The sequence below is a fragment of the Magnetospirillum moscoviense genome (assembly GCF_001650635.1).
In the GTDB taxonomy this organism is placed as follows: domain Bacteria; phylum Pseudomonadota; class Alphaproteobacteria; order Rhodospirillales; family Magnetospirillaceae; genus Magnetospirillum; species Magnetospirillum moscoviense.
This window is the reverse complement of sequence record NZ_LWQU01000196.1, coordinates 75,237-85,436: the sequence shown is the minus strand read 5'-3', so window position 1 is coordinate 85,436 and position 10,200 is coordinate 75,237. Positions and strand designations below refer to the sequence as shown.

At 57.3% G+C, this 10,200-nt stretch carries 14 protein-coding genes and 1 pseudogene; 5 read left to right on the top strand and 10 right to left on the bottom strand.

The features are described 5' to 3' along the window. Window positions 1–118 precede the first annotated feature (118 nt). The gene (locus A6A05_RS18880; protein WP_156521152.1) at window positions 119–532 is read right to left on the bottom strand and encodes a hypothetical protein; all 414 of its coding nucleotides are present in this window, start codon (window positions 530–532) and stop codon (window positions 119–121) included. 237 nt (window positions 533–769) lie between these two features. On the opposite strand from A6A05_RS18880, the gene A6A05_RS18875 reads away from it, so the two are divergent. Continuing rightward, window positions 770–1,117 (top strand): cyclic nucleotide-binding domain-containing protein, encoded by a 348-nt coding sequence (locus A6A05_RS18875; RefSeq protein WP_068504569.1) that lies wholly within the window; start codon window positions 770–772, stop codon window positions 1,115–1,117. A 162-nt stretch (window positions 1,118–1,279) separates the two neighbouring features. Beyond that, window positions 1,280–1,615, top strand: a complete 336-nt coding sequence (locus A6A05_RS18870) for a rhodanese-like domain-containing protein (RefSeq protein ID WP_068504567.1) — start codon at window positions 1,280–1,282, stop codon at window positions 1,613–1,615. Between the two features lie 89 nt (window positions 1,616–1,704). Here the strand turns inward: A6A05_RS18870 and A6A05_RS18865 are convergent, their stop codons facing one another. After that, on the bottom strand, window positions 1,705–2,844 hold the full coding sequence (locus A6A05_RS18865; protein ID WP_068504565.1) for a PP2C family protein-serine/threonine phosphatase: 1,140 nt from the start codon (window positions 2,842–2,844) through the stop codon (window positions 1,705–1,707). Then, a complete protein-coding gene (locus A6A05_RS21385) occupies window positions 2,841–3,305 on the bottom strand; it encodes an ATP-binding protein (RefSeq protein ID WP_068504563.1) in 465 nt (154 codons plus the stop codon). Before A6A05_RS21385 ends, A6A05_RS18865 begins: the two co-directional genes overlap by 4 nt. A gap of 21 nt (window positions 3,306–3,326) precedes the next feature. Between A6A05_RS21385 and A6A05_RS21380 the strand changes: the two genes are divergently transcribed. Continuing rightward, window positions 3,327–3,512: a hypothetical protein gene (locus A6A05_RS21380; RefSeq protein ID WP_068504561.1), complete on the top strand. Its 186-nt coding sequence runs from the start codon at window positions 3,327–3,329 to the stop codon at window positions 3,510–3,512. A gap of 170 nt (window positions 3,513–3,682) precedes the next feature. Then, entirely contained in the window at window positions 3,683–3,985 is a 303-nt protein-coding gene (locus tag A6A05_RS18850) for an STAS domain-containing protein (RefSeq protein WP_172822327.1), read from the top strand. Here A6A05_RS18850 and A6A05_RS18845 read toward each other — a convergent pair. Then, entirely contained in the window at window positions 3,972–5,045 is a 1,074-nt protein-coding gene (locus tag A6A05_RS18845) for a ParA family protein (protein ID WP_068504556.1), read from the bottom strand. The genes A6A05_RS18850 and A6A05_RS18845 overlap by 14 nt on opposite strands. Further along, window positions 5,042–5,200, bottom strand: a pseudogene (locus A6A05_RS20430) (JAB domain-containing protein); the annotation flags it as partial. The gene A6A05_RS18845 and the pseudogene A6A05_RS20430, both read right to left, overlap by 4 nt. A gap of 433 nt (window positions 5,201–5,633) precedes the next feature. On the opposite strand from A6A05_RS20430, the gene A6A05_RS20425 reads away from it, so the two are divergent. Then, a complete protein-coding gene (locus tag A6A05_RS20425; RefSeq protein ID WP_172822326.1) occupies window positions 5,634–6,965 on the top strand; it encodes a site-specific integrase in 1,332 nt (443 codons plus the stop codon). Here the strand turns inward: A6A05_RS20425 and A6A05_RS20420 are convergent. The 5 genes from A6A05_RS20420 to A6A05_RS21990 form a co-directional block, all read right to left on the bottom strand. Beyond that, window positions 6,916–7,236, bottom strand: coding sequence for a hypothetical protein (locus A6A05_RS20420; protein WP_245644378.1), 321 nt, complete (start codon window positions 7,234–7,236; stop codon window positions 6,916–6,918). The genes A6A05_RS20425 and A6A05_RS20420 overlap by 50 nt on opposite strands. 496 nt (window positions 7,237–7,732) lie before the next feature. Continuing rightward, window positions 7,733–8,311, bottom strand: coding sequence for a hypothetical protein (locus A6A05_RS18835; RefSeq protein ID WP_156521151.1), 579 nt, complete (start codon window positions 8,309–8,311; stop codon window positions 7,733–7,735). Between the two features lie 224 nt (window positions 8,312–8,535). After that, window positions 8,536–8,901 (bottom strand): hypothetical protein, encoded by a 366-nt coding sequence (locus A6A05_RS18830; protein ID WP_068489615.1) that lies wholly within the window; start codon window positions 8,899–8,901, stop codon window positions 8,536–8,538. Window positions 8,902–9,069: 168 nt separating this feature from the next. Further along, a complete protein-coding gene (locus A6A05_RS18825) occupies window positions 9,070–9,420 on the bottom strand; it encodes a hypothetical protein (RefSeq protein ID WP_082911069.1) in 351 nt (116 codons plus the stop codon). Between the two features lie 19 nt (window positions 9,421–9,439). Further along, complete coding sequence (locus A6A05_RS21990) at window positions 9,440–10,123, bottom strand: hypothetical protein (protein WP_068504549.1); 684 nt, start codon at window positions 10,121–10,123, stop codon at window positions 9,440–9,442. Window positions 10,124–10,200: the final 77 nt, after the last annotated feature.

The following is a 10,200-nucleotide window of genomic DNA, read 5'->3' as shown; positions in this document are numbered from 1 at the left end:
CCGCCACCACCAACGCCAATCAGGCTGGCAGAATCTCAGAGCAAGGGCCGCTCGAACAGGCGGCCGTCACCGGGGGGATACCCGGGGACCATCGAGTGGGAGTGAGAATATCAGTGGGTCAGAACGGAATATCGTCAGGTTTCTCTTGCGGCACCTCCGGGACGTCACCTGTCACTTCCACCGTTTCAAGCCGGTCGATAATGTCGCGCATTGCATCGGTCAACGCCTGAGTACGTTCCGTGGCCTTGGCTGCACCGTCACTTAAGTGAAACCGCAAACAAATGCCAGTTCCACCAGCGTGAAGATACAGCAACTGCCCCACAGGCGGCTGAATTGGCAGTATTCTCACAAAATCATTCTTGCCGGATGGGGCGAACAGAAGGACGCTGTCAATGCTAAAATACTCGCCATCCTGCCCAATTTGAGGAAAATATGTTTTGCCCACGCCTACTGAGCTGAAGTAAGTATTCTGGCGAGCGTAATTCTTGATGTGATTCACCTCGCGGCCTTCAAAAAAGAGAGCGGTTTCCATCGTCATTTCCTCCAAAGCCAATGGCTGCCCCAAGCCTCTCTTATATACGATTGGTTGTCAAACGCCTGACTAGGTACAGGCCCGACAATTCCAGCCCCCGGAAGCTAACGGCCTCAATCGTGGCGACATGCAACTTCGATTCGCATAGGGTAGGGCGGCAGGTCCCATCAAGCATGAGTGACGCCCGCCCGGTTTGCCCCTATCATGGCAGCCACCCATCAATGATCGGATGAATTCATGGCCCATGGCCCGGTTCTCGATCGCCGCTCGTTCGGGGCCGGCGAGGTGATCTTCAAGGAAGGCGACCACGGCTCGGTCGCCTATATCGTCCAAACCGGCACCGTCGAATTGTCGCGCGGGCGGACCAAGATCGCCGATCTGAACGATGGCGCCATCTTCGGCGAGATGGCCCTGATCGATGGCGCGCCGCGCATGGCCACCGCCACCGCCAAAACCAACGTCAACGTCATCGTCCTGCCCAAGATGCTGGTCGATTCCAAGCTGGCCGGGGTCGATCCCTTCGTCACCCGCCTGCTGCACATCCTGATCAATAACGTCAGAAACTTCGCCCGCCTGGTCGACTGAACCGCCCGACCGCCCCCGGTCGGCAATGGTGTCTCCTGATTTCAACACCTTTTCACTGTTCTTTTGCGCATAAATCTATTTTCACACTGTCTTTTTGTGTTGAAATCACTCGCCGCAGTGCGATATAGATAATGCGCGACGTGAAATTAAGGAGCGCACATCATGAGCATCGTGAATTCCGGCCTGATCGAACTGGACCCCGCCACCGTCAAGGCGATGCTGGATGCCGGCGAGGCCGTGCTGGTCGATGTGCGCGAAGAAGAAGAATTCGCCGAGGAAAGCATCCCCGGCTCGGTGCTGTCGCCGATGAGCGATTTCGAGCTCGCGACCTGGCCCACCTTCCCCGGCCGCAAGGTGATCATCTCGTGCCTGGGCGGCGTGCGCTCGGCGGCCATCGCCAACAAGCTGATCTCGTCCGGCCAGGGCTGGGCCATCCACATGAAGGGCGGCCTGAACGCCTGGAAGGATGCCGGCCTCGCCACCATCCGCCAGGACTAGGCGCAAACCCTTTCACGCGCAGCCATGAAAAGGCTGGACCAGCGATGGTCCGGCCTTTGTCGTTCAAGCTTGATGATTTCAGATCGAAATCATCGAGCTCCGATGGAAATCATCGTCAAATCGTCGGGCGGCGGCCCCGGCAGCAGGCGGTGGAAGCGCGCCGCCAAAGCCCGGGGCAACGAACCCGAGCCAGCATCCTCGACCAGCCAGGCGGCCAGGACCTGCTCGTCGGCGATGTCGGCGCCATCGACCTGGCTTTCCATCAGCGCGTCGCTGTGCAGGAACAATTGGGCGTCCGGCCCGATCTCGACGGTCTGCGTCTCGTATTCGGCGTCCTGGAAGGCGCCCAGCGGTGGGCCGGAGGCCTCGATATAGCGGGCCTGGCCGTTCTGGACGATCCAGAAGGGCGGCGCGGCGGCGCCGGCGAAACTGAAGCGGCCGCGCCGGGCGTCGAAAATGCCGTAAAGGGCGGTGGCGTACTGGCCGACCGGCAGCAAGGCCTTCAATTCGGCGTTCAGGGCCACCATCGCCTCGTGCGGGGCCGCCGCGGCGGCAATCCGCCCGAACAAGGTGTGCAGGCGGATGACGTTCAAGGCCGGGGCCACCCCGTGCCCGGCGAAATCGGCCAGCAGCACCACCACATGGCCGTCGCCGTCGTCACGCACGCTCCAGAAATCGCCGCCCAGTTCGGAACTGGTCTCGGCATGGGCCTGGATCACCGTGCCGGTGGCGGCGCCGACCCGGTTGAGCTCGGCCTGGCCGGGGGTCAGGTTTTCCTGGATGGCGCGGGCCGCCTCGAGTTCCAGCGACAGGCGTTCCTGGAAGGCGCGCAGCCGGTCCAGCAGGATGCGGTTTTCCAGATGAACCCCGACGCGCGAGGCGATTTCCGGCCCGTTGATCGGCTTGGCGACCATGTCGGTGCCACCGGCGGCAAAACAGGCCGAGCGTTCATCGGGGCTGTCCAAGGCGGTGACGAAGATCACCGGCAGATCGGAATGGGAATAGGTCTGGCGCAGCTTGCGGCACATTTCATAGCCGTCCATGCCGGGCATCATCACATCCAGCAAGATCAGGTCGGGGCGGCGACGGGCCACCTTTTCCAACCCTTCGATCCCGTTGGCGGCCTGTTCGACCAAGGTGATCGACAGCCCTTCCAGCAGGGCGGCCAGCAAGGCGCGATTGTGGGCATGATCATCGACGATCAGGACGCGGCAATCCGACAGAGTCACGATTCATCGCTCCTTTGCATGGGAAAGACCAGGACCAGGCAGCGACCGCCATCCTCGACCCGGACAGTCGAGGCGCAGGCGTGGATCAGTTCCAGGCCATGCAGGCGATGCCCGGCCTTGCCGGTCTCCGGGCCGTGAACCTGATACCCAAGCCCCTGGTCCTGGATGGCGACCTCGACGGCGCCGTTCTTGCCGATGCCGGAAATTTCGATCCGCCGCCCCCAGCGGGCCGGGTCGTTCTTCGCCTCTTCCAGCAATTCGCAATGACCCAGGAAGGCGTCCAGATCCTCGTCCAGCCGCGGGACTTCAAGATTGCCGTGCACCAGCGCATTGGCCAAGGCCTCGTGCACCGCCAGGCAGATGGCCTCGTCGGCCGGACCGGCCGCAGCACGGCGCCACAGCGCCTGGACGAACCGGCCGGCGACATCGGCATCGTAGGCGGCCCCGGTGCTGAGCGACAAGCCGATCCCGCCGTCTCTCAGGTGACCAAGAAAGTACTCGCCCAGCCGGGATTCGCCATCAGCCGCGAGTTGAATGCCACCGCGAAAGGGAGCCCGCAACGCGCGGACAATATCGTCCTCTTGGAAGTCGGCCTTAACCAAGATTTCGCCTGCATCATTTTCATGGCGATTCAAACGCCCCGGCAGCACGGTCGCCAGTTCGGCTGAACTACACTCCTCGAACAACAGGCGAGGCATTTGGATCCTTGCGGTGTCATTAATCGTCACACGATTGACGCTTTTTCCGACTGTCGTCATGCGTGGCAAGCCGCTAATATGACATGGACGTTCGCACCCGCGAACAGAATTCCAGCAGACCGCAGGATGGAGCCCAAGCCATGGACTATGCCTTCGAAGGTCGGGACAAAGCCCTGACCATCCATGTCTCCGGCCGCATGACTCATTCGGACTATAAGGGGTTCCGCGACATCCTGGCCCGCATCAATACCGACCGCCCGAAAATCACCGTCTTCGACCTGGAGAAGGTGGAATTCGTCGATTCGTCGGCCCTGGGCATGCTGCTGATCGTGCGCGACGCCGCCCAGCAGACCGAGACCGAACTGGTCCTGAAGGGCGCGTCCGGTCAGGTCGCCAAGCTGATCAGCATCAGCAAGCTGCACAAATACTTCACCCTGCAATAGTCAGCGCCAGTCCGGCCCCCAGGGCCAGGCCGGCCAAAAAGGCGCCGGCCAGCCAGCCCATGGTGAACTTCCGCGCCGGCTCGGCCGGGGTCAGGCGCTCGGGCGTCCAATCGTCGTGCGGCTCGGCATCGTCCCAGGCCTTCGGTACGGCGGCCCATGCCTCGGACTCGGTGGGGCGCCGCTGCAGGGCCGGCAGACGCGCCCGCCAGTCGCGCAAGGTGTTCAGCACGCTGTCCTGGTTGAAGCCGTCGGGCAAGGGCTGGCCGGCGGCCAGGCGGGTCAGAAGCTCCAACGTCGCCGCCACATAGGCCCGGCCCGAGCCGCCGTCGGGGTCCAGCACCACCACCGGCACGCCGGCCTGCGCCGCCTCGACCACCTTGGGGTCGGTCTCGACCATGACCTTGTAGACCATGTCGCCGAACTCGGCCCGCATGGTGCGGGCCACGTCGGTTTCGGTGGCATCGCCGGTCACCATGGTCAGCAGGATGCCGGCCACCGTCAGCCGGGAATTGACGGTTTCCTTCAGCCGCTTGATCTCGTGCCAGGTATTGACCAGGCCTTCGTGGGTATAGGGGTCGGGCCTGGCCGGAATCACCACGTGGCTGGCCGCGGTCAGGGCGTTGGCGGTGACCATGCCCAGGGATGGCGGGCAATCGATCACCGCGATGTCGGCCCATCGCGACAGATGGTGTTCGGTCAGCGACTTGCGCAATTGCAGGTGCGAATGTTCGTCGGTCGCCAGTTGCAGTTCGGCCAGGCGCAGGTCAGTGGTGGCCGGCAGCAGGCTGAGGCCCGGAAAGCCCGAGGCCGCGAGCACCGGCTCGATTTCCGAATTGCCCAGCAGCACGTCATAGGACCCGACCGCCGGCAGCGGCAGCACGCCGAACCCGGCGGTGGCGTTGCCCTGGGCGTCCAGATCGATCAGCACCACCTTCAGCCCGAAGGCGGCCAGGCAGGTGGCCAGGTTGGCGGCGGTGGTGGTCTTGGCGACGCCGCCCTTGTGGTTGAACACGGCGATGATCGGCGGCAGGGCCGGGGCGGCGATGTCGGTGCCGCTCACAACAGCCCCATGCTCTTGAAACTGTTATGGCCCTTGCGGCCGATAATCAGATGGTCGTGCAGGGCGATGCCGACCGCCTTCAAGGCGTCCCTGACCTGGCGGGTCATGTCGATGTCGGCCTTCGACGGCGTCGGGTCGCCGCTGGGATGGTTGTGTCGTTTGCCGGTGACCTAATATTTCAGCGTTCAGATCAAAAAAACCAATGCTTACCATATTTACGGTATTTATTCGTCAAACACCCAAAATGTTGCGACGTGATGCCGTTGAAACCTGCCAGTCCACCCTGTATGATTCGTCATCCATTGGGTGGCAAAAACACAAATGCGACACACGAAAAACGCTGAAAAATCAACGGACACAGTGCAGCACAGGGACCAGATCCCGCTCAATTTTACGCCCGTGTCAGAGGGAACTCAGCAATTATATTGGCGTGGGGCTCGCTGGTACTGCCTTTTCAGGAGGCCAGGGGAGCGAGTCCCGGTTCGGCTGACCACAGGTACCGCTGATGAGGCAGAGGCTCGAAGAAAGGCCCAAGCTGAATTTATTAAGTTACAGACGAGAATCAGCAGCGGAAAACCCCGGAAGGATGTGACCTTCCGTATTGTCGCCAATAAATTAGCTGAAGAGCTTGAGGCGGAATTGAAGGCACGTAAAAAATATGGAGAGCGTGCCCCAAACGGTGATCGTCTGCGGCACCCACAAACTCTTGGAAAGAAAATTAATCACATACGGTCGTATTTGATCCCTTTATTCGCTGACAAGGCAATTAAGGATATAAGTGATGATGACATTAGAAAGGCAAAAACTCATTTCGCAACATACTGGACTGAGGGGCCTGGAAAAAATATTAGCAAGCTAAGTTTTGTAAAGAATGGGCGTATTCAGGAGACAACGAGGCGAAAGCTCGGTGTTTCAAACAGAAACACGATTAATCAATACGCAATGACCATTAATGAAGTTTTGCGATTTTCGAAAACACATTTTGGCACAGAGCATAGTCTGACAAAAACTGTCTACACGGATCGTCTGGATTCGCCGCGATCATCCATCACATCTGAACAATTTAAAGCTATATGCGATTTGCAGCAGAAAAGAATTAATGCTGAGAAACGCGAATATCACAAATGGCGATTGCGAAGGGTTATTTGTGCATTTGAATTTGTTCTGTATTCCGGGTTGCGTGTTGCAGAAATTCACAGTCTTAAGTGGGGTGATCTTGCTGTTATTCCAGTTCAATTGGGAAAAACATTGCACATTAGCAATGTGAGATCAAAATTGAAGCCGGTGCGATCAGTTGTTTGCCGATCTGAAATAATGAATACATATAAAGAAATGGTCGATCATAGAAAAACGGATGACCCGCTTGAGTATGTATTTTCTAATGAATTCAATCCATTAAAGCCATGCCATATTAATGACGGCGTTCAGGTGCTGCTGCAAAAAGCTGGGCTCTGGAGTGATGGAAAAGGAGGGTATCGCACTCTTGGCAGCATGAGGCATTCATATTGCCAATGGATGATCCACAACATGAATCCATTTAATTTGTATAAACTTGCTGCAAACATGGGGACATCAGAGATTCAGATCAGAAAGCATTATGCATCTGATATTAATCTGCGAGAAAATTTAGAGGCCCTTGCGGGGACTGTTGATGTTGGTTTGGCGGATATTTTTAAAGATGCTGGAAGAAAAGTAAGAAGAGAGGCTGTAAATCCATTTATTTCTGATGCTCGTGAAATGATTCGTATATGGGAAGAGGCGGGTGAAAACTGGCGTACTATGGATGATGTCTGGATTGGTAATGAAATCCGGAACTTTCATGGGGAGTATGTTTATAACAGCGTTGAGTTGAGGGCTTTTATTGCGACGATCAGATGCATGGTTGATGTTGATGCTCCACCTCACGACACGCCTGCCTGACCAATTCCAGGTCTCGGGGATCACTCAGCCAGACGATGACGGCTACGTAGCCGATATGGTGCAGGACCGTTTGCCAGTGAATCTCAGTCAGATCGCCGCCGCCGTTATCGGTAAGCAACACCTCCCCATGCCGCCCCATCAGGGCCGCGTCCAGGTAGTCTCGCCCTTCGTCATCGACCGCCAGCATGATCGATGATGGGTATCGGGAAGACAGTTCCGCTAATCGACGCTCAATGGCGGCAACCAGGGTGAGTTCAGCTTTAGATGTCATTATCTGTAAACTCAACTGGTAATAAGCAATTGTCGCAAATGATTTTGTTGGTGAGTGTTATAAGGTAATGGATGCCTCCGCATCCGGGGCATGTCTTGGCGTAATGATCCGGATTCATATCTATAATTTCCGGGAATAGGATAGTGTTATTTTGCTTCTCCTGCATGACGCACCTCGCTTTCATATTTATTTATCCTGCGAGTGCAGTCTTGTGTCCCAGGGACGGAAATGGTGCAGGAACCATAGATTCCGGTGCCTGCACCATCAGTCCGTTCGTCCTCAATGAGCGGAGGTCAATGTGGTTTCTTACGGAGCAATCGCTGTGTCGTGGATCGAAGTTTCCTTTGGTTCCGCCAACTGGAAGGGGTGGATGCCGTAATACAGATCATTCCGGTCTCGCGGTGGACAAGACGGTAGTGGTCGCCCCCTGTTCTGCTCACCTCCCACTCATCGCCATAGGCTTTGCGAAGTTCACGCTCGAATTTTTTCATGGCGGTCAATCCAACTGGTCGGCAACGCCGGTCCAGGTCGGATCATCCTTGGCAAATGCCCAGAGGGCGTTCATGCACCCGCGATACCAGTCAATGGCCTTGTTAATATCCAGGCCATTGATGAAGCTGAGGGCCAGAAAGTTCGGGTCATGCTGGAGGGCAACGGCCAACTGGCTGAAAACCACGGCTGAAACAAAGATACCGTACTGGCTCGGGGTCATGGTGGTGGAAGCCCCATTGTCGCTCCGCTCCACCGTCTCAGGGTTAGGCACGAACGGAATGGGGATCAGGTGCTTTCCTGCCTTCAGGTAGCCCCAGCTTGCGATCTTAAGCGGGATCAGCTTGGCAAAAACAGTGTGCCAAATCTGCGGTACGCTGCCGAAGATAGCGTAATACTCCCGCAGGTAAAGCTCAGTGGCATCGTCTGAGAATTCCACGCTGTCATTCGGCATGAAGAGCGTCGCATTGTCCGACGAAAGCACAATGTCGTAGAATAGTGCTGTCGGGGTGTACGCCGGATCATCGATAGCAACTGCTTTCGGTGCATTCTGATAGTTAGTTGTACTTTTTCTTCTCGATTTCATAATTTCCTTCTTTCGAAGGCGTGTTCCGCTTCATGATTGATTCGGATTTCGACGGGCTTCATGCCACGTCTGTTCAACGCCGCCATCGGGAGTGATGGATGGGAACGACCCATCGCCTGCGACTTTCGTCACCGCTCTACGGTGAGCTACATCACCCAGTGATCGTTTGCCTGTCGGCATGGGGTCACGACCAAGACCCAACCACGTACCCGTCACCGTGTTGGCTATTGCCGCCGCACCATTTCGGTTACAGGTGGAGGGTTGATGAGGGCCTCGACGACCTCGGACATTGTTATGTCACGGGAGAGGGTGATCAGATTGCCGACAGCCGTGTAGCGGTGCTGGCCATCTATAACTTTCCTGTGTTCACGAAGGGTGATGCGTAAGCCGATGCCAATTGCGAGGGCGAAGACATCGCTTCCTATCCCGGTCAATTCGATATCGTAGCCGTCAAAATCCCCCGAGAATTCGTCGAACATGGCGGTTAGTTCGATGGATAGCGGCCCTTCGGGGATGGCACCCATTCGATCAAACGAACCATCGTCCGATATGGTCAAGGTATTGCCATCCAGTCGAAGATCGACGGACATCCATGGGGCACCACACACCTGCGGTATTCCAATCAACTTGCACGCTTTTGACTTCATGGCACCTGGGGAGGTGCCGGGGGTCAATTCTCCGGTAATTCCCTCAGCCAACAAGCCAACTTCAGCCAAGCCTGTGTGATATCTGTATGTCATGGCAGCAACCTCCAATGTTCATCTGTTCCACGATCCCTTGACGAATCCGTGCTGGTCCACGTCCACCCAAGCCGCCCGAATATCGCGGGGGAATGGCTTGGATTTTCCCGAGGCCGGACCCGTGGCCCCCTGCTTCTGGAGTGCCTTGAGCTTGGATATTTCCCGCCGTAGTCGAGTGATTTCGGCCATTTGGCGATTTACCACCGCCTCCCAATCCACGGAGTCTTCGTCCGTGGTGATGACGAGTTGGCTCGCGTGGGTTCCTTCGGCGTTGAGAATCGCGGCGACCTTCCCCATGGCCGTCAGCTTTTCGGGATCGGTTGCTGCGGGATCGAGTGCGGTGGCAAGGAGTTTGATGAGCTTGTCCATTTCTGCGACCTCCCAGCCCTCAATCACCTAATCGGACGCTGAAGTTCCAGGCCATTTCCTCTCGGGCGACCCGAACCGAGTGCCAGCCCTCATGGTCGGCAAAGATCGGGTCATGCTGGTTCTTGGCGTGCCAAACGCTTGGTGAGTAGGCCCAGACCCGCCCATCAATGGTGACCACGACCCTGGAGGCCCGGATTTCATGGCTTTGGCCGACAGTGTGTTGAGGCCCGATTTCCTTAGCGACCTTGGGCTGGCCACGTTCTGGAACCAGCAGCACGTCACCTTGTCGAATGCCATTCGCCAATTGACGTTCGGTCACCTCCCACATCCACCGCTGGGCCGCCCTAACTGATGCTGCCGGATCGTCCGGATCACGGCGGATCGAACCCCGAACAGCAGCGGCACCAACCGGGTGCCGGAAGGGTTGCTTGGTTAATTCGTTGAACCCGCAGAGGACGTAGGTTTTGTGCTGGTTGAGGAAGCCATTGCGGTATCGGCGGAAGCTGTGCCGGACCTGGACCACAGCCACATCCTGTTCGGGGTCAACCCCATAGAGATCGAGGTTCAGGGCGTCACCTCGACATGCGTTGTCAAACATCACGAACCGCTCGGGGAGAGCGGCCTTAAAGTGATCCAGGATGCTGGTTGCTGGCTTCGAATCGACAGTTTCGATCTGATCGAAGCGTCCACGTTTAATATTCATCGCAGCGTTCTCCAGTGACGCATAAATTCAACGGCAACGTTCTCCGTGAATATGGAGGTATCGCCGTGTTGATTTGC